Below are 20,095 nucleotides of genomic sequence, written 5' to 3'. Positions count from 1 at the left end.
AGAGCTGATATTACCTTCCTAAAAGGTCTGCAACCACCTTTGCTGCATCCCCTTCCCCAATAACGGTTACCATATCATCGAATTCGAGTACGAGATTTCCGTTTGCGATGAACGATTGATCACCCCTTCTCACCATTAGCAGAAGACTGGATTCAGGAAGAGACAACTCTTTGATGGCTTTTCCTGCAACCTTTGAATTTGTGACCTTGACCTCAAGTATATCCCCACCTTCGCCTACTTCGCACATGGAGAACATGTGAGGCCTTCCTACCATATTATCGAGGAAAAGGGCAGTACTCATGGCAGGGCTCATTGCACGTATATCAAGGTCCCAGAAAGCATGCAGGTTTTCCATATTGTTAACCCTTGCAATTATTTGATCTTGCTTGAAACCGAACTTCGTCTTTACGATCTGGCATACCAGAAGATTAGTATTATCCTGATCGGTACTTGCAACGACATATTTTACATTCTCAATACCGGCCTTTTTGAGCACGTTCACATCTTCCGCATCACCGTGTACAACACGAATTCCAGATTTCATAAGGCGTTGGCAGTTTTCCTCGGATGATTCAACAACAACTACATTTTCGCCTCTTTTTTCGAATCTCTCCGAAAGTATTCTGCCGACTTCTCCTCCACCTACTACAAGGATCTCCATGGGTATCACTCCTAAAAACTTAGCAACATATTTTGACAGGGAACCTGTCATTAATACAGTAATGATAACAGTTAAAAATACCAGACCTACAAGCTCTTGTCCGCCTTCAATGTTCAAACCATTCAGCTTTATCGCAAAGTAAGTTGCAATGGATGCGGGTACAACGCCACGAGGACCAACAAAAGAGATGAACAGCTTTTCCCTGATATTGAACGCTGTCCCCACCATACTGGCAAAAACGGAAAGAGGGCGGACAAGGAATATCAATAGGAATACAACAGTAATTCCAAGAAGACCTATCCTGAAAATATCTTCGAACCTGAGCATTGCAGCAAGAAGAATAAAGATAAGGGAAAGCATCATCATCACGAGATCCCCTTTGAACTCTTTTAAAGCATTCTTGTAAGGTACATCCGAAGTTCCCATAATTATTCCGAACACTGCCATTGCAAGAATCCCGGATTCTGCACCCAATGACTCAGAGATGACAAAGATGGCAATAACTGAAGTCAAGGTCAGAAATCTCACCATTTGCTCAGAGATAACGGCTTTTGAGAGGAACTTTGATAATAAGAAACCTCCCAGTGAACCCATTGACAGACCAATGAGAGCTCTGTAAAGAATAAAGCTGGCAACTTCAAAACCTGATAACTGGGAAACTACGACCTCAAAAACAAGTGCTGCAAGTATAACACAGGCGGCATCGTTAAGGACACCTTCAAGCTCTAGGGTTTTGCTGACCTTATGGCTTACACGGACCTGCCGCACAACAGGAGTTATCACCGTAGGACCGGTTGCGGTAACCAATGCTCCGAAAACAGCAGCTATTTCCAATGGGATACCAACTATTGCATAGCTTAGAAATGTTGCACAGACAAATGTAATCATGACCCCAAGGGTCACAAGCCTGAGCACACCTTTTTGTATGGCCCTTATCGACTTCACATCAATATGAAGACCACCATCGAATACTATCACTGCAACGCACAGAGAGACTATTGCTGTAAGGCCTTCTCCAAGAAGAGAAGGGTCCAGAAGTCCAAGAATTTCAGGTCCTGCAATGATACCTTCTGCAAGCAGAAAAATAAGGACGGGCATTTTGAAGAGTCTGCTCAGACTTTGTGCCACAAGGCTCATGATCAATACAGCAAGTCCGATCTGCAACAGATATATGGATTCCACTTTATAACTCCAGAAAGCATTTTAAGGCATCTGCCTGAGTGATGTCAATAGGGATAATGCAATTAAAATATAAATCTGTTTTCAAAAACGACTAATATAATGGTGTTGAAACCAAATGATTTTGAAAGATCACTAAAAAAAGAAAAAGTAAAAAGAAGATAGGGTAGAACCCCATCTACTTTATTGAAATTATGCGATGGTGTTTCTGAAAGTGTCACAGCAGTTGATGTCGATACCGAGGAGTTTCTCGATGTTCATCTTAGCTGCAATACCCTTTGCGCAACCTGGCACAGAGGTGATTACACCGATGTCGAGCTCTTCTCTGATCTCTCTCATGACGAACTCGTCGGAAAGGTCTGCATTTGAGACACCGAGCTTCTTTGCTACGAAGTCCTTTGCTTCTCCGAGCCTCATGTTCTTTGAGAACTGCATCCTTGCAACAAGGTCACCAGCTGCTCTCATACCGGTCATACCGGAAGCCATGATGTGTGAGATTGGCATACCGAGTGGGTCGCCAACACCGATCTATATTCCATCTACGCCTGCGATCTCAACAATTGCCTTGCTTGCCCTTGTTACTGCATCTATTGGAGGGGTCTCAAGCATTGGGATACCGCCGACACCCATACCCATATCTGCATGACATGGGATGTTTGATGCTTTGACAGCTGCCTTTGTGAATGTTACTGAGCGACCCAGATTCCATGCGGTGGTCTTGCTGGTGTTGGTGTTACATACAGGACCGAAAGTGTTAGCTCCTGCCTTCTCAGCAAGTAATACCTGCTCGTGTGGCCAGAGACCTGCAAGTCTTGTACCATCGTACTCAAGGTCACCGTGCATACCGAGAACGAGTTCTCCTGCCATACCTGCGTTGATGTACATGTTAGGGAACTCTTTTCGGAGTTGCTCAATAGCATTAAGTGATGCATACACGTCACCGTCACCAGCTGCACCGATGGTATCGAAGTTGACACCATCAGAACCAACCTTCTGAAGTTTCTGCATGATCCAGACCATGTCACGGATTCCGTGGTCACCAGCGTGCTGGATAGAATCCTGAGCTTCAGATATCTTGAAAGCTTTCATAAGGTCGCCTGGGTTCTCGAAAGGACCATCAGGAGTGTAGTACAGACCCATGTTTGGCATTGCACCGTAGAGCATAGGAATTACCATGTTCTGCTGGCAGGACTCCATTGTCTGGCATTCCTGGGAGATGACTGGCTTGACTGGCTTGAAGCTGTAGTCGATGTGACCGAGCTCCATTGTGTCTGCGCCAAATGCACGCTCGTGGACCATTGAACCAACGAGTCTGCTTGCAGGAATACCTACACCACTGTTACCCTGGTCACCATCGATCCTGATAGCACCGATGTCGTGTGTTACCGGAACTTCAAGTCCTGGCTCTACACCGACGATCCTGCCAGGAGCAGTGATGATGTCAAGCATATGGTCCATTTCATCTTCGGAAAGTGTTGGGATGTCACCGAGGTCTGCTGCGTCAGCACAACCTGATTCGATATCAGCCAGTATGTCTTCCTTGGTCATGAAGATCTTCTGACCGTCACCCATTCTTAAGAAATATTCTGTTGCCATGTTTACACCTTAAAATTTGTGATTATAAAAGAAGCTCTTTTGCTTTTGCTACAGCTTCACTTGCATTTTCTGCATAGCAGTCTGCGCCACATTTCTTTGCCCATGCGTCTGTTGCTGGTGCGCCACCGACCATGACCTTGATGCTGTCCCTCATGCCGTTCTCTTTGAGAAGCTCGATGACTTCTTTCTGGCCCTGAAGGGTTGTTGTCATAAGTGCGGAAAGACCGACCATGTCAGCGTTGGTTTCCTTGATCTTGTCAATGAAGTTCTGTACAGGAACATCTCTGCCAATGTCGTGGACTTCAAAGCCTGCTGCCTGAAGCATTGTTGATACGATTGCCTTACCGATGTCGTGAACGTCACCCTCGACGGTACCGTTTACGATAACACCGAGCTTAGTGGATGCGCCTTCGCCGGTTGCAAGCTCGTCCTGGAGCATTTCAACACCAGCGGACATTGCGTCTGCTGCCATCATTACGTGTGGAAGGAAAAGCTTTCCTCTCTCGAAGAGTACACCAACTTCGTTCATGCCTGCTGCGAGACCATTGTCGATAAGTTCTACTGCTGGAGCCTGGCCCTTTGCCTTCTCTACTGCAGCGATCACATTATCTTTCTTGCAACTTACTACCGCATCGGATAGTGTTTTAAATAATTCTTCGTTTGTCGTTTTAAAACCTCCTTTGAAAACAATTCTATGACAATCCCAAAGGGACTTATAGAAAATTGAAAGTGTAGTTGGGGCGGATGCGCTGAGGCATATACCCCATCGTTTACCCAAAAGTCCAACTACACATATATATTTTGTGATTCAGGTCCTTAGAATTGGGACACGAATGTCCTTGCCTGCCACAGTGCAATCAATGCAATAATAATGACTGCAACCATCCAAGTGTACTCTGCTGCTGGCATAGGGGCAGTGGTCATATCAAAACCAGGGCCATAGTAAGCAACTGTTAAATCATTCATTATACCCATAACAAAACCTCCTTATACGTACATTAGACATGCATCTGATGCACGAGTCTTTCCGAAATCTGTGATGACATATTTGTGTAAAAGGAAACCTTTCTTATACACACCATCTTCATCTATTTTTGATTCAACAGACTTAAGCATACCACCTGAAGCCAACTCAAGGATATCGAAATTGATCGAATCCCTACCAAAGTTGCTGTTCATGTTGTATTCTTTCTGCATCTTTACAACAATCTCATAGTTCCAGTGCTCTTTCTCATCAGAGAATAGCTCAAGCAACCTGAATTTTATTGGGCGTAGTCCAGCCATATTATTCACCTCTCAGAGATTCCATTTCACCTGTTTCTTCGGAGATCATTACAAAGCTACCGAGGACACAAAGTGCACCACCGATAAGTACTGTCCATGCTGGCACCTGAGCCATGAATAGGTACATGAAGATCACAGCACAAAGACCGTAAAGGTTTCCTATACCCTGCCCTCTTCCAACACCGATAAGTGGGAATGATTTATACCAGCAGACATAGCAGAAACCAAATGTGATACCTGCGAATCCAAGTACTAGCATTGCCAGTGGGGTGAATGCCTGAAGTGCATACTCGAGGATTGGATAACCAGCAAGTGCAGCAATAGGTATGAGAATTACCCAGTACAGAAGATTCTCACCGAGGAATCTGATTGTAATTCCTACATCAGGTTCTGCGATGTCAAGACCTTTACCGGCAATAGCGCCTTCAATACCCCAGCCTAATGCAGCCATCAGACCACCAATATATCCGATGTAGCTGAGATTTCCAGCTGATATCTCAGCGATTGCTCCACCGACGAAGATGGTCAGACCACCAACAATGATGACAAGGATACCCATCCAGGCCCTCTTGGAGATCTGTTCACCATACCATTGTCTTGCAAGGATGGAACCGATCACAGGGTACGTCAAAGCAGCAACTGCTGCGAATCCTGCACCGATAAATCCTATAGCGATAAATGAACCAAGAATTGCAATTGGTCCACCAAAGATAGACGCAAGGAAGAACCATTTACTGCATGGATGGAATTCTTTCAATGTTCTCTTCATCTCACCGAGCTTACCAAGATATCCATTCCATATAAGAAGTGCAACAATGACAGTTAACGCATTGAACGCAGATATCAAAAGAGCGACGACAATGGTTGCCATTGAACCACCATGTGTTGCATCAATATCTACCCACATTGCATCAAATGGAGGCACTGCCCAGATAATTGTACCAGGAATATACCATATACCCCATAAGATTGCACAGAACAAAGCCCACATGTAGCCCTTGTTCATTTTACGTTTATTTTCCAATTTCTTCAATTCTCTTATATCCAAAGTGACTCCTCCTCCAACTCTATTATAAGAATAATAATAAATATAAATATATAATAATAAATAATGAATTCTAACGAAAAGAAAAAGGGGCCCGAGCGAACCCCTCATCTTCTCAGAGAGTCAATTTACTCAGCTGCTGCGTTACATTTGACGACTGCGTCAGTTGCGTTCTCAGCATAGATGTCTGAGCCGATCTTGTCTGCCCAGTCCTGTGTGACAGGTGCGCCACCGACCATGGTCATGACAGTGTCACGGATTCCAGCTTCCTTAAGCTGTTCTTCGATCTGCATCTGAAGGACCATTGTTGTGGTCATGAGTGCGGAAGAACCAACGATTATTGGCTTGTGTTCCTTGACTGCATCTATGTATGTTGCGATTGCAACGTCCCTGCCGAGGTCAACTACCTTGAATCCAGCGATCTTGAGCATTGTTAAGACAATGTCCTTACCGATGGAGTGGATGTCACCCTCGATGGTACCGAGAACGATTGTTCCCTTTGATTTTACAGCTCCGCCCTGTGCCTCAAGCATAGGGGTGAGTATTGCAACACCAGCGCTCATTGCTTCGGATGCTGCAATGACATGAGGAAGGAAAAGGGTACCCTGTTCGAACTGGTCGCCTACTTCGTTCATACCTGCAGTAAGACCTTCCTGAATAAGGGAGACCATATCGACCTTTGCTTCGATTGCTTCTTCACAAATCTCTTCAACAAGCTCGTCATCGAAATCCATGACTGCAGCTTTTGCTTTCGCGTTAATTTCATCCTGTGTAACCATTTTTAAAACTCCTTTATTTATGTATATAATTATAGTCCAATTTACATATTGGATCTAAATGCAGCATCTGCCTTGTCCACTACAGCCTGCATGTCTGCTAAGAGGTCGCTGTCGATTGCCTTGACTACATGGTTCTTCATGATGTCAAGAACTTTTTCGTGTGCAACTGTTGCGAGGTCTTTTGAACCTGCAGCTTCCCAGTCACCGAACATGTCTCTGTCGATAAGTTCTGGATCAGATACGATGCTGATGTTGTTCCTGGTTTCCTTGTGTGCAAGGAAGTTGTTACCGATTCCTACCTTCTGGATGGATGCTACACCAAGGGTCTCGTCTGTTACTGGGACACCTTTCATTGCGGACTTTGTCATCCTGATGATGTCGTTGTCAATAACCAACTGCTCCATGGAGAGGGTCATACCGAGCTCAAGCATACCTGCACCGTAGATGGTGTTACATCCTGCGAATGCTGGAAGGAGGGTGGTCATTGTCTTTTCGTGGCCTGCCTGTATATCAGGGACCTTTGCATCTGCCTAGGTACCTGCAACATAGGTTGGGAGGCCATAGTACTGACCGAGCTTACCTACTGCAGCGCTGATAAGACCGAGTTCTGGTGCACCGACCGGAGCTGTTCCTCTCTTCAGATCGAAGGTTGTGGTTGAGCTACCGTAGAATACTGCTGCGCCTGGCTGTACGAGCTGTGCGAGTACAATACCTGCGAGAACTTCTGCGTTGTGTGTAACGAGTGTACCTGCCCTGAATACTGGGGAGGATCCACCGGACATTGCCATGCTCAGAACGTTTACAGGCATACCGAAGCGTGCACCTTTTATGATTACCTGGCATGCATTGTCACTGAGCTCGAGTGGGCTGGTTGGGCACAGAAGCATAGAGAAGATTGGCCTCTTACGTGCTGCTTCAGAGTCGCCACCGTAGTATGCGTCAACAATACCTTTGTAGTACTCAACGTTCTCACCGACAGGGTCGATGTGGTGGAAGTGTTTTGAGGTGCTAGCGATAGGTGTGAATGTCTCGTGAACATCCTGTGCACCCTTACCTGCCCAGTCCCTTGCGGAAACGGAAAGTGTAAAGTAGCTGATCTCCTCGAGGTAGTCAACGACCTTTGCGGAATCTGCAATGTCCTGCTCAACGGAGTCGACTGTCTCGTACTTGCCTGGTGCGACATAGTTGCACATCTTGACACCGGTACCGAAGTTAACCCAGTGGACCTTACCCTTGTGCTCCATTGCGACATCCTTCTTCTTGTCACGGCCAGCGAGAACGAACCTTGATGGAGCGTCAATAAGTGCTCTGTTTACAAGGTACTCAGGGATCTTTACGATCTGGGTCTTCTCATCAACTTCACAGCCTGCTTCCTTGAAGATAGCCCTTGCTTCTGCGTCAGATACCTGAACACCAGGGTTAAGGAAAACTTCCATTGAAGCATAATGAATAGCTCTGAGATCATCTTCGGAGAACAACTCTAACTGTACACCCTGGAGAGGGGATCTACCTGGATAATAAGCTTCTACCATTTTCTTTACAACTCCTTTATTTGTCTTTTTTAGTAAGATCGGATCAATTCTGGAACGAACGTCCCCGATCATAATATCGGCAAGTCTTTTTTATTCGGACAAGGTCACAAGGACCACAGCCCCCAAAAGGGTGTCCGAATGTGGCGGAAATGCCAACATTATATTGCTTCGGTATGAAACCCCGTAAGACAGGTCAATGACCTATTACGAACAGCGTTTCATATAGCGTCTTAAAACATCTATAATGGAAAACATCATTAACATGCCAAGATCCGCATGGATCCTATAAGCAATTGTTAATTTGATCATCCACCATCAGTTGTAAGGCGCACTTCTGCTTTTTACTGTAATACCTGCTTTTCAATACTCGCTTATATATTTATTGGTTAGCAACTCCAAAAATATATAAGCCACATTTGCCTTAAACGGACAATTTCAAAAGAATCACAACAGCCATATTTTTAGATGCTTGTCTAAATCAAGCATATTTGCTCGGATCATAAAAAAAGGACATAGAGCAGATTTAGAGAAAAAAACACGATCAATAGAAGCTAAAAAGATAAAATGTGAAAATTATGACAAAATAACACAAGAAAAATTGCTCCTATTTGTTGTATCTACACATGTGATAATACACAGGCAAATGTAGTATATGAATTTTATAATAATGTATCAAAATATGTTTTAAATGATGATGTGTTTAAAAGCAAAACACTGAATTACATAAGATTTAAATACAAAGAAGAGATGCCGCCGCAACTACCCGATAAAAAAATAAAAAAGAGAATTGAGCACGCCTTTACAAGCGCATTCAATGTTTAACAGAGATCTCCTTATAGTGAATTGCATCCACCGGACAAATCGCCACACACCTTCTACAACTGGTGCCAAGACATCTTTCACTATTATAATTTGCATAGAGCTCACCATCGCGCTCAATTATCTCAATAGCATCCTCCGGACATTCGGTCTCACATTGACCGCAGCGAATACACGTAGGAGCATGTTCTTCGATGATGATGCCAAGGTCTCCGACTATCTGAAGCCCACCTTCGCCAACTTCATCGATATCCCTTGCAACCCTCTTCTCTATACGAGGATTTATGAAAGTTTCCGGCAGAGGAGGCAACTCGTACATCTCAAGCATCTGGTTGTACATCTCAATAGGCATTCCCTGGGTCCAGTAAGAAAGCTCACACATATAGATATTAGAGAAAACCGTACTTGTTGCCATCATCAAGTGATCCGCGGTGATCTTATGGGCCATCCCAATAACCTCATCGAGCTTGGACTCATCAAGAACAAGGTCTCTTGCAAGTGCAACTGAAGTGTTCCCGAATTGTACTATATTATGTGCAAAATTAGGACATGAACCCAATTTTCTCGCCTTGTCAGCATCGACATAAGCGCCCGTTGCACCAGCCATATACATGTTATCAAGGTCACTATAAGCAGTACCTGATTCGATCATAAGGGTAAGTTGTGCAGCCCTGATAGCACCAATAGCTTTACCAGCTTCTTCGATATCCTTTTCAAATATCTCGATACCCTCATCAAGGAAAAGCTTACCATTAGGAAGCTCAGGTATTTTCTTCATGATACCACATTCCAATGCAAGAGCCAGAGCAGAAATGACACCAGTACCCGTCACACCTTTTGCAACAACATCAGAAGACTCTTTTATCTCACCTGTAACAGGATCTATCAAATGTCCTTTTCGCTCGGTCATGGACTCATCGAGTATAGTGACCCTCCACAGACCATCTTCAACCGTTACATCTGATATAGCACCCGGACTTGCCAGCATTCCACATTTGATGCCCTGACCTTCAATAGCAGGACCTGCTGCCGCACTAGCGGTTATGATCTTATCGCCCACCTTGATAGCCATCTCTGCATTGGTACCATAATCAGTCACCATCGAAGGAGTGTCCATGTCCATAAAATCGGTCTTGATCATCATAGCAAGAGCATCTGCACCGATCTCATGTTTTATCGCAGGAGGAACTATAACGGTACAATTTGGAAGGTCCATGATGCCTTCAAACAATTCGTTTGCAGGGAAGACCCTTGCATCCCTGACCACATTCTCAACACCCAACTTTTTCTGCTTGTTCTCACCCGCATAAGCAAGGTCCCTCATCTCCATGTTCTGGAACAGGGAGAGCTGTATAGGATTTCCACAAACAGCAAGTCTTTTAATGAGAGAAGGATCAACACCGAACTCTTCAAAGATCCTTTTGATCGTATCCAACATTATCTCATTGGCCACATCTTCTCCAATCTGGATAGCGAAATCCAGATGATCCATGACATTTCCACCAGGTAGCGGATGTTTCATGGTAATAGCCGTCTTTAGAACCTTTTTAGATTCCAGATCGATCAACTGGGCACGAAACCCACTAGTTCCCAAATCCAATGCAATACCATACATTTTGATTACCTCTGACATAATAATACTTTCATTTCAATATAATAATAATGCATTAAAACAAAAGATTCAATGCTATATAAGGGCTTTGTACAAACCATACAAAACCGGTCGATCGATACCTTAAGCAACAAAAAAAGAAATAAAAAAGAGAAAGTGACAAAATAAGTTTCAGTCACACTGACAACATTCAAAATTGAATCCAAGGAGGAATGAACCAGTACCATGTACGCTCTGAAGCCCCATCTTTTCTTTCAGATACTCATCCGTAGGAGGAGAGGGGGAAGCAAGAATAGCATTACAGACATGGGACAAACATTCGACCTCATCACATGGCTTTGGTGGCATAACGACCACGAGAGGATCAGATTTAGAATTGAGCGCTGTTAGGAAACCTTTATCATAAACCACAATATTGCCGATGACAAGAGACTCAGCATCATTTTCAAAGGACTGTAATTTCTCAGGATCATTAATATCCTCACCAACGACCGTATCCTCATGCATAAGAAGAACATTAGGTCCACAAGGCCACTTATATTCCATGGTCGTCTGGAAAGGAATAATAACATCACTCTGCAGAACTGCCTTCACGCCTTTGTTGTCACCCCTGCCAAGTCCCATAAGAGTCATTTGATCTGCTTTTTCTTCCAGTTTTGCTATGACCTTCCTGTCTTCATCACTAAGGACAATTGTTTTGCCAACTCCGGTCATACCCTCCAATCCTTCCCGTACCATTTTGATAATCTCATCTTTTTCCATGCCAATCCCTTCCCTGCCTTCAATATCAAAAAATTGTGATCGTAAATGTTTTTTGAGAGACACAATCGCTGTGAATCTATTTTTGTTTTCTTTATTTAAGCATATCGAACAATCCCTATCAATATTTAACCTTTTTGTAATGAAAATAACTGATAAAACAAATATTGAGAAGGTAGAATATGACACAAGTGCTGAACCATATGGTTTTGTGACATTTTTACAAGACCTTATATAGAAAGTTCACGATACGTTTATTGGACAGATCAGCAAATGAAATTTATCAAGGCATATATTTTATTAAAGATCTACAAGAGGTATACCATGACAGATATCACTGTAAACTCAAGGATATGTGGATTCACACACAAGATCCATGGAACAAAAGACGGTAAAAATGTTACGATCAAAATTGAGACAGATTGCCCAAAAGTAAAGAACATTTCCGATCTTGAAGTATCAATGATGCAAATGTTTGGCATTAAAGACAATTATGTCATCGGTAAAGCACAGGAAGGAAATTGTTGTGCCACCTGTATCGTACCTAGTGCAATACTTCATGCATGCAACCTTGAGCTCGGACTAATATCACAGACCCTTGCAAAAAAGGTCAAAGATATAAGTATCGATTTTAAGTGAATTAATAATATCAAAAAAGAATGATACATTATAATTGATACAGTTGATACAATTAGATCAGCGTATCAATACAGTATATCAGAATGAGATCTTATGATATGAGCTTCAAGATACCTGCCTTTGGCTCATAACATTGCCCTTTTGCAAGTAATGACCTTACTGCTGAATCCACTGTCCTTTCATTAAGCTGTCTGGAAACTGCAACAGATAAAAGTTCAGCATAATCAACACCTTTACCCTTATCAAATTCGTTCATTATTTCCAGAACGAGGGTGTCAATATCCTTTTCATCAGATTCGTCAGAAAGCAGATCCAGGGAAACTATACATTTTTTTACGACAGATCGAATTTCATTAAGATAATTTTCATCAATGCCATAATGCCTTATAGCCATTCCAATTCCCTCTGAAAGCACAGGAGCTACCCCCAGACCTTCCATGCATTCATCCATGGAATCAATATTGCCACATGCCAGCAATATCTTAGAAAATGCATCCAGCCTGTCAAGCGTCAATTCTGCAGTATCCAATATCCACCTGTTGCGCGCATCCTCATCTGTAAGATTGATCTCTTCAGGCCTTAGAGATATGACCGCAGGACCATCATCCGGCTTATAGGATCGGACCTTGCCAACAATAGAAACATACTCAGGAGGCTCCACAGATGATAGAAATGTCGCTGCATCGGACTGGTACTGTCCTGCATATACAGTAAAGGCCCCGGAAGGATCAACAACACGAGCCCTCCAGGTACCAACATCAGAGCCGACATTATCCACCTCTGTCAGAACACCTGTGACAAAAACGCGGTTGACCATAACACCACCTGGAGTCAACAGATAGTTTGGCGTGTGCCCATCAGATGTTATCGCCTCATCCACAGTAGAATGGATCGTAGAACTGGAATCATTAAGCTCTTTTGCAAACATCCTATATGCTATTTCACGATCTACCATGATTACTCCACCCCATCCAACTTATTTAGAAGAAGAGGGACCCTTTCTTCAATATCCGACCCCGGTACCCATACGGCCTTTGTAACAAAAGTAACCCCGAACTCGATTCGAGATGTATTCCCGCGAACTCCAAGATAACGCCCCGTAAGAACACGTTTCATATCCTCAAAGATCGCATTCATTGACATGGTCTTACCCAAAAGAGAGAAAGATTCATGAAGGGATTTTCCATAAACGAGCTCCGAGAGTTCCCTGTTCAGCATCACGAGGACAGAACCAGTCCCATCATCGAGTATAAGTTTGACCCTCATATCCTGCAAACCATCAACAGCCCCATGGGAACGGCAAACGTTCTTTATGATCACCCGATTGCACACAGGACAACGTGTGATCAAACCTGACCCCGGCCTGACAGAAACAATATTGCCCTCCACAGCAACATCGAACATACCTTCAGCCTGCAAGACATTAGAGATGGGCACTGGCTCAGGAGGTTTGTTCACTGCCAACGGATCGAACGATAGATCTTCATCAGCACCAACCGATTCAACTTGGATAGAACTATCAAGATGTATAGATGGAACCCCACGATACATACGCACAGATGCATCTTTAAAACGGATCATCGAACCGATATCCATACCATCCAGAGGAGACCACGAGACAAACGGCAACCTACCGGTCTCATCGGCCAGAACACCTTCAATGATGGTAAGATCTTCACCCTTTACTTCCACATTTCGATGATACAGGTCAATGATCGCAGCCACCGAACTAAGAAAAAGATCAGAAGGACCTACATCGATGAGCTTCTTTACAGGAGTAACAGACAATTCAGAAATGTCCGGAAGAGAACTATCATCCAGCAATATGACCTCGGAATAAGCACTGATACTCACTTCTACACGATTATGCCAGTTCTTGCCACTTGCATTACTTATCCGCACCGCATCCCCGGCATTCAATGCGAGTTGTTTCCATGACGTAAAAGGACATAAGCCAGACCTGTCTGCAAGAACACCAGAAAATATGGTAGTTCTTTCACCTTTCAGATCAACGGTCCTTTCACCAATATCAAGGATGCGAACCTCCAGAAACACTCCTTTGTCACCTATAGAAAGGTCTTTGACATCAGTCGTCACAGGATCTAATGATCGGAATTTTTTCAGTATCGTACGTTTTGCTTCACTGATAGGAACACGATAATTGATCAGCAAATTAAATTCATCTTCGACCTTGGACCTATCGACATTAGCAAGCGCCTTTGTTAGTTCCTCAATGTGAGGCGCATATTTCTCATCCATAATATTCTCCCTTTTTAGTGAGACAGTACACATAATCTAAGCATTTCTTCCATAAATAAGATACACCCACAAATATTAAGGACCATAATATTAGAAAGAACAAGCATACGCAGCTTTTTTTATAATACAAAAGTATATATATATAATTATCCAAATCAAGAGCATATATTCAATTAAAAAGCGATAAGAAAGAAATAAGGGGATTAAAGAATGACAATACTACCATTGGCTTCCGTAGAAAGGTTGATACGCAGTGCAGATGCAGAAAGAGTTAGCGAACCTGCAGCAACCGCCCTTTTGGAAATAATAGAAGCATACGGGATAAAAATATCAAAGGAAGCAATAATATACGCCAATCATGCAGGAAGAAAAACAGTAAAAGAGGAAGATATAAAACTGGCTTACGAAATGATCACAAAGCCACGCTATTGAACCTTCCCCACTATTTTTTAATTCAATATCTCAAGGGCACCCATTCCAGCCAGAGTTACAAGAGTGACCACAATTCCGGCGATCAACAATCCTGCAAATATAGACAGTAAAGCTTGCCTGAACTTTATTCCAAATACGAACGCTGCTGCACAACCGGTCCAGGCACCCGTGATCGGTAAAGGGATGGCAACGAACAGCGTCAGAGCAAGTGGCCCATACTTTTCCATACGTTCAGAATGCTTTTGACGTGTCCTTGTGAAAAGCCATGTGAAGAACACATCCCCTACCTTGAAACGTCTCAGAAAGGTCGAAACCGGCTCCAGAAAAAGTAAAAGCGGGATCACAGGGATGAGATTTCCCAACACAGCTAAAAAGTATGCCTCTATGGGACCTAGCCCATAGACACCAATAGCTATCGGAATTGAACCACGTAGCTCAGAAATAGGCAGAGCACTCAGGATGATGGTTGCAAACCAGGAAGGGATGCTAACAAGAAGTTCAATTAATTGCTCCTCGAAAGGCATTCCTTATTGCTCCTCTGCCAGTGCAAAATGGGCCAGTAGAGCATCGAGCTGTATCCTTTCATTGGCACCTTCAGTGAGCCTGAAATCTACCTCACCGATCATATCCATCAAGGCCACCAGTTTCTTACCGGAAACATCCATATCAAAGATGGCACGATATATCTGCACTACAACATCTTCCCCTGAAAGACCTTTTTCGAGCATTAGAGAATCAAGTTTCTTGCGTGCAGATATGAAGTTTCCTGAAAGAGCTATTTTCAAAAGTTCGGCTATCTCTTCCGGATGAGCGGTCGCAGTTATTCTATAGATCGCATCCTTGTGAATGGTGGTATCGAACAATGCTGCAGCCTGAAGTGCATTTATTGCTTTCCTCATGTCACCCTGTGCAACATACTTCAAAGCATCCATCCCATCATCGGCGATGGTAAGACCCTCTTTTTCAGCCACATGGCGACATCGTTCACCAACGGAATCATCTGCAAGGTGGCGGAACCTGTAAACTGCACATCTTGACTGAATTGGTTCGATTATCTTTGAAGAGTAATTGCAGGAAAGAATGAAACGACAGTTACTTGTATATTTTTCCATTGTACGGCGCAAAGCGGATTGTGCATCAGAGGTCAATGCATCGGCTTCATCAAGGAAGATGATCTTGAAATTCGCACCACCGATAGGAGAGGTTTTTGCAAAATTCTTGATCTTGGTCCTGACCACATCGATACCACGCTCGTCCGATGCATTAAGCTCTGTGAAGTTCTCACGCCAGTCATCTTTAAAAAGTTCCCTTGCAATTGAGACTGCAGTGGCGGTCTTGCCTACTCCCGGAGGACCTGAGAACAATAAGTGAGGAAGATTTCCAGACCTTACATAGGATATCAGCCTTTCAGTTGTCTCTTTTTGACCTACGACATCTTCAAGCTTAAAAGGCCTGTATTTTTCGATCCATATCTCTTCTTTTATTTAGAACCCTCCATTCAATTGCGAATTGGATTAACGATGCAGGAATAAGGTTGATAATACTTTTTAATCTTTCGTGAGAAAGACCATAGTTCATAAAAAATAAACAAAGGTCATGTGCAAGATGCACATGAAAATTGGAATTGAGACCGGAAAGATCCGGACTCACTGGTAAACATAGTTGTATGCGATCTTTCCAATGACAGGTACTTTGAGCCTTGAACCTCTCCATGCCATGAACATGAACAATGCCCAAAGGAAAAGGGAAAAGAAACCTACAAAATCTGCAAGTAACCAGCCAACGTATGGAACCCATCCAATGAGGAAGACGATCGCAGTAAGGATCATGAAGACCATTGCTGACTGAATTGCATGGAAACGAACGAACTTATTCTCCTTTTCAACGAAAAGGAACAAAACACCAGTCATCCAGAATCCAAGATAACACAATACTGCCACAATGTTCTCGTTGAATCCTATAGAAGTCTTATATGTCATTCAACTCACTCCTTATCTCATTTCAATACAGTTCTGCGGACATTTCTCGACACATATACCACAAGCAGTACATTTATCCTGATCGATCTCTGCAAGGAAATTCGTAACCTTGATAGCATCTTCAGGACAGTTCTTCTCACATATCTTACAGCCAATACATCCAACTTCACAGACAGCCTTTACGGCCTTTCCTTTGTCATGTGAATTGCACTGGACATGAACTCGCTCAGAGTCCTTTGCAAACATCAGAATATCGTTTGGACATGCTGCGAGACAAAGACCACAGCTCGTACAGAGGTTCTTATTCACAGATGGAAGGCGGTTCTCGTCAATGGAAATAGCACCGAATGGACATGCACGAACACAGGTACCGCGGCCCATACAGCCGTAATTACAGCCCTTTTCACCATCTGAAAGCATGATGACAGCAGTACAATCTTCAATACCTACATAATCGAACCTGTCGACACAGCGGATACCACCACCACATCTGACATATGGATATTCCTTCTCGGATTCTGAAACTTCCTGACCAATGATAGCACCGATCGCCTTAGCAGTATCAAAACCTCCAACAGGACAGCCATCAAGAGGTGCATCTTCAGCAACTACCTTCTCCGCAAAGTCTGCACATCCCGCATAACCACAAGCACCGCAATTTGCACCTGGCAGGATCTCAACGACCTCCTCAACAAGAGGATTTGTCTCGACCTTGAACATCCTTGATGCTGCGATCAGCATGATGCCTATAACAAGGCCAAGACCACCAAGGGTGGCCATTGCCTGAATTATCAATGTAGTCAGACTCATAAGGGGATCACTCCAAAGTAGTTAACAAATGCCATAGACAGCATTGTCGCAATAAGGAACGCATGGGGTAAACCACGCATTGATGACGGGACGTTCACAAGAGTAGTCCTTTCTCTGATGCCGGACATCATCAACATTACCAGTGCATAACCAAGACCTGCCGAAGCGCCGAAAACGACACTCTGTATGAAAGAGTATTCATTCAGAACATTGAGCAATACTACACCGAGAACTGCACAATTTGTCGTAATAAGAGGCAGGTAGATACCTAGTGAACGATAAAGTGAAGGTACATTCTTCCTTACAACGAACTCTACAAGCTGTACAAGTGCTGCAATTACCACAATGAAGCTAATAAGATCAAGGAACTCTAGCTTTAGTGGAACGAGCACAAAGTTATAGATAAGGAAAGACACTGTCGCTGCCAGCGTCATTACGAAAATGACAGCTCCGGACATGCCCGCAGCACTCTTTGTATCCTTGGTCACACCTACAAAGGAACACAGACCAAGGAACTGGATGATAAGGAAGTTCTTGATGAACACACCATCCATGAATATCTGGAAAAGACTTGCGTCAGCGACCATATTAGCCACCCCTTGCAAGCTTCTTTGCTCTTATGTGATTTACTATTGCCATGAGAATACCTATTGTCAAAAATGCTCCTGGTGACAGTATCATGAAGGTTATCGGATTGATAGGAATGCTTAAAAGCTGAGTTCCAAAGATCGCGATCCCACCGGTTCCGAGAAGCTCCCTTATCCCACCGATCAGTACCAGCACAAGAAGGAAACCTGCAGAACTTCCTAAAGCATCGATCAATGAATAGAACATATTGTTCTTATTAGCATAAGCTTCCGCACGACCGATGATGATACAGTTCACGACTATCAGGGGAATGAACACACCTAATGCCGCAAACATCGACGGGAAATAAGCTTCCATGACCATCTTTACAATGGAAACGAATGTTGCGATTATCAAAATGAATATCGGCAATCTTACAGCAGCAGGGATCTGCTTCCTCAAACCTGATACCATGAGGTTGGAACAGATCAGAACAAATGCTGTCCCTGCTGACATACCGATCGCATTGTCAATGGATGTGGTAACTGCCAGTGTAGGACAGAGACCCAATACCAGACCAAATATAGGATTATCTTTTGTAATTCCACGAATAAATTCACTTAAGGGATCCATATCTACACCTCCGTTTAGGCCTCTGCCACTTTAATGTCTCCAACCTGTTCATTCAGGGCATCTATTACTGCCTGCGAGGATATCGTAGCACCTGTGATAGAATCAATAGCCCCACCTGACTTTGAAAGGCTGAGATCTGCAACCTTCACATTGGTGAACTGGCTCTTGAAGGGATCATCAGCGATCTTAGAACCAAGTCCGGGAGTCTCAGTATGAGCCATGATGCCTATACCGGTAATTGCATTGAACGAAGAGTCAACACCGCCTGCCACTTCGATAAGTCCCTGAGCGCCTACTTGTTTTCTGAAGAAAGCATATCCTACGAGATTACCGGAACCATCCTTTGCACGATAATAGAGGATCTCCTTGTCACCCTCGTCATTTATGACAGTGTCACCATATATTGCCTCGAACTCTGCTGCGGAGGGCATGACCTCTGCAAGAGTAGATGTCCTTGCTTCTGCATAGTTCTTCTTCAATTGTTCATTCGTAGGCACAAAGGTCACAGCCAGAAGGGCTGAAGCAATGACCGAGATCAATACCAATTTACCTATAATTATTACAATATCTTTATTGGAATCAGTCATCTAAGAACACCTCCAGACGGTCCTTGAAAGGCATCTTTGAAACAATGCTCCTGTACTTACGTTGTAAGAATGTCTCAGTACCGTATGATGCCGGAAGGGTATTGTTATCGATCAGTGAAGCAACACAGTTTGCAAGGAACAGACCATAGAAAGTCCCATCTACATAATTTGCAAAGTGCCCATATACAACTACAAGAACACCACAAACGATACCATAGATCACACGACCGTTCTTTGTCGTGGGTGAAGTTGAAGTATCGGTCGCTATGAAAAGAACACCAAACACTACAACCCCAAGAACAACATAGGACAGACTGTCACCCAGTAAGAATGCGAGCAGTACCGTTGTCACAAAGAAAGCCACAGGAATTCTCCATTCGATGTACCTGCGAAATATAAGGACTGCACCTGCAAGTAAAATGAAGAAAGGTGACACTCCAGCCATTACCCCTGCCCCATTCTCAAGAACCAGCTCAAATAAGACACTTGTCTGAGGATAGGATGCAGGAGCCATTATTGAACCCCATGCCAACGACAGGAAAATCCATGCAGCGAGGACTGGATTGAAAATATAGGAACCAATGCCCCCAAAAGCATGCTTTCCAATACCAACAGCAAAAACAGTTCCTATCATAGGTATCCAGAGGGGAACTTCCGGTGGAATTATCATAGCTACCATCAGACCGATCAACACTGCATGTCCGTCGGCGATAGTTATCTTCTGGCCAAATGCTTTCTGTATAGCTGCTTCGGTCGCTATCGCTGCAAAGATACTTGCAGCCACCAGCCCTATGGCAGGAAGACCGAACAAATATACGGACAAAAGGACTACAGGCATAAGAGCAAGGACCTTTGCCCACATTATCTTCTTAAAAGTGATATTTTCTTTCTTATGAGGTGGAGCTGAGATCGTAAAGGTCATA

General features: G+C 43.6%; 20 protein-coding genes and 2 pseudogenes. 2 read left to right on the top strand and 20 right to left on the bottom strand.

Annotation, left to right across the window (positions count from 1 at the left end):
• Positions 1–10: 10 nt before the first annotated feature.
• From PBV53_RS05620 to PBV53_RS05575, 10 genes and pseudogenes are all read right to left on the bottom strand, one after another.
• Positions 11–1,843 (bottom strand): cation:proton antiporter domain-containing protein, encoded by a 1,833-nt coding sequence (locus tag PBV53_RS05620; protein ID WP_270096185.1) that lies wholly within the window; start codon positions 1,841–1,843, stop codon positions 11–13.
• A 189-nt stretch (positions 1,844–2,032) separates the two neighbouring features.
• A pseudogene (mtbB, locus tag PBV53_RS05615) lies at positions 2,033–3,436 on the bottom strand ([dimethylamine--corrinoid protein] Co-methyltransferase).
• A gap of 22 nt (positions 3,437–3,458) precedes the next feature.
• Positions 3,459–4,127, bottom strand: a complete 669-nt coding sequence (gene mtbC, locus PBV53_RS05610) for a dimethylamine corrinoid protein MtbC (protein WP_309739297.1) — start codon at positions 4,125–4,127, stop codon at positions 3,459–3,461.
• Positions 4,128–4,252: 125 nt separating this feature from the next.
• Positions 4,253–4,411, bottom strand: a complete 159-nt coding sequence (locus tag PBV53_RS05605; RefSeq protein ID WP_270096184.1) for a hypothetical protein — start codon at positions 4,409–4,411, stop codon at positions 4,253–4,255.
• Between the two features lie 12 nt (positions 4,412–4,423).
• Positions 4,424–4,720, bottom strand: coding sequence for a hypothetical protein (locus PBV53_RS05600; protein WP_270096183.1), 297 nt, complete (start codon positions 4,718–4,720; stop codon positions 4,424–4,426).
• A gap of 1 nt (position 4,721) precedes the next feature.
• Positions 4,722–5,768 (bottom strand): DMT family transporter, encoded by a 1,047-nt coding sequence (locus tag PBV53_RS05595; RefSeq protein WP_270096182.1) that lies wholly within the window; start codon positions 5,766–5,768, stop codon positions 4,722–4,724.
• Positions 5,769–5,893: 125 nt separating this feature from the next.
• Positions 5,894–6,544 (bottom strand): corrinoid protein, encoded by a 651-nt coding sequence (locus tag PBV53_RS05590; protein ID WP_270096181.1) that lies wholly within the window; start codon positions 6,542–6,544, stop codon positions 5,894–5,896.
• A gap of 41 nt (positions 6,545–6,585) precedes the next feature.
• Positions 6,586–8,076, bottom strand: a pseudogene (gene mttB / locus PBV53_RS05585) ([trimethylamine--corrinoid protein] Co-methyltransferase).
• A gap of 811 nt (positions 8,077–8,887) precedes the next feature.
• On the bottom strand, positions 8,888–10,510 hold the full coding sequence (locus PBV53_RS05580) for a methylamine methyltransferase corrinoid protein reductive activase (protein ID WP_270096664.1): 1,623 nt from the start codon (positions 10,508–10,510) through the stop codon (positions 8,888–8,890).
• Positions 10,511–10,678: 168 nt separating this feature from the next.
• On the bottom strand, positions 10,679–11,269 hold the full coding sequence (locus PBV53_RS05575) for a hypothetical protein (RefSeq protein ID WP_270096180.1): 591 nt from the start codon (positions 11,267–11,269) through the stop codon (positions 10,679–10,681).
• 321 nt (positions 11,270–11,590) lie between these two features.
• On the opposite strand from PBV53_RS05575, the gene PBV53_RS05570 reads away from it, so the two are divergent.
• The gene (locus PBV53_RS05570; RefSeq protein ID WP_270096179.1) at positions 11,591–11,905 is read left to right on the top strand and encodes a DUF6951 family protein; all 315 of its coding nucleotides are present in this window, start codon (positions 11,591–11,593) and stop codon (positions 11,903–11,905) included.
• 91 nt (positions 11,906–11,996) lie between these two features.
• Here PBV53_RS05570 and PBV53_RS05565 read toward each other — a convergent pair whose 3' ends face one another.
• Both PBV53_RS05565 and PBV53_RS05560 read right to left on the bottom strand, forming a co-directional pair.
• Positions 11,997–12,860: an RPA family protein gene (locus PBV53_RS05565; protein WP_270096178.1), complete on the bottom strand. Its 864-nt coding sequence runs from the start codon at positions 12,858–12,860 to the stop codon at positions 11,997–11,999.
• Between the two features lie 2 nt (positions 12,861–12,862).
• Entirely contained in the window at positions 12,863–14,164 is a 1,302-nt protein-coding gene (locus PBV53_RS05560) for a Single-stranded DNA binding protein (RefSeq protein ID WP_270096177.1), read from the bottom strand.
• A 210-nt stretch (positions 14,165–14,374) separates the two neighbouring features.
• On the opposite strand from PBV53_RS05560, the gene PBV53_RS05555 reads away from it, so the two are divergent.
• A complete protein-coding gene (locus tag PBV53_RS05555; RefSeq protein WP_270096176.1) occupies positions 14,375–14,596 on the top strand; it encodes a histone family protein in 222 nt (73 codons plus the stop codon).
• Positions 14,597–14,613: 17 nt separating this feature from the next.
• Here PBV53_RS05555 and PBV53_RS05550 read toward each other — a convergent pair whose 3' ends face one another.
• The 8 genes from PBV53_RS05550 to rnfD all read right to left on the bottom strand — a co-directional run bounded on the left by PBV53_RS05550 (position 14,614) and on the right by rnfD (position 20,094).
• Positions 14,614–15,120, bottom strand: coding sequence for a COG2426 family protein (locus PBV53_RS05550; RefSeq protein ID WP_270096175.1), 507 nt, complete (start codon positions 15,118–15,120; stop codon positions 14,614–14,616).
• Positions 15,121–15,123: 3 nt separating this feature from the next.
• A complete protein-coding gene (locus PBV53_RS05545; protein ID WP_270096663.1) occupies positions 15,124–16,080 on the bottom strand; it encodes a replication factor C small subunit in 957 nt (318 codons plus the stop codon).
• A gap of 162 nt (positions 16,081–16,242) precedes the next feature.
• Entirely contained in the window at positions 16,243–16,575 is a 333-nt protein-coding gene (locus PBV53_RS05540; RefSeq protein WP_270096174.1) for a DUF4870 domain-containing protein, read from the bottom strand.
• Positions 16,576–16,587: 12 nt separating this feature from the next.
• A complete protein-coding gene (locus tag PBV53_RS05535; protein ID WP_270096173.1) occupies positions 16,588–17,385 on the bottom strand; it encodes a Fe-S cluster domain-containing protein in 798 nt (265 codons plus the stop codon).
• Positions 17,382–17,972: an Rnf electron transport complex subunit RnfA gene (gene rnfA, locus PBV53_RS05530; protein WP_270096172.1), complete on the bottom strand. Its 591-nt coding sequence runs from the start codon at positions 17,970–17,972 to the stop codon at positions 17,382–17,384. Before rnfA ends, PBV53_RS05535 begins: the two co-directional genes overlap by 4 nt.
• A 1-nt stretch (position 17,973) precedes the next feature.
• Positions 17,974–18,585 carry an Rnf electron transport complex subunit RnfE gene (gene rnfE / locus PBV53_RS05525; RefSeq protein WP_270096171.1) on the bottom strand — a complete coding sequence of 204 codons (612 nt, stop codon included), beginning with the start codon at positions 18,583–18,585 and terminating at the stop codon, positions 17,974–17,976.
• Between the two features lie 14 nt (positions 18,586–18,599).
• Positions 18,600–19,172 (bottom strand): Rnf electron transport complex subunit RnfG, encoded by a 573-nt coding sequence (gene rnfG, locus PBV53_RS05520; protein WP_270096170.1) that lies wholly within the window; start codon positions 19,170–19,172, stop codon positions 18,600–18,602.
• Complete coding sequence (gene rnfD, locus PBV53_RS05515; protein WP_270096169.1) at positions 19,165–20,094, bottom strand: Rnf electron transport complex subunit RnfD; 930 nt, start codon at positions 20,092–20,094, stop codon at positions 19,165–19,167. The genes rnfG and rnfD overlap by 8 nt, the downstream gene beginning before the upstream one ends.
• Position 20,095 lies beyond the last annotated feature (1 nt).

Source organism: Methanococcoides alaskense (assembly GCF_027594145.1).
GTDB lineage: Archaea > Halobacteriota > Methanosarcinia > Methanosarcinales > Methanosarcinaceae > Methanococcoides > Methanococcoides alaskense.
The sequence above is the reverse complement of the archived record's forward strand: the minus strand, read 5'-3'. Positions and strand labels throughout refer to the sequence as shown.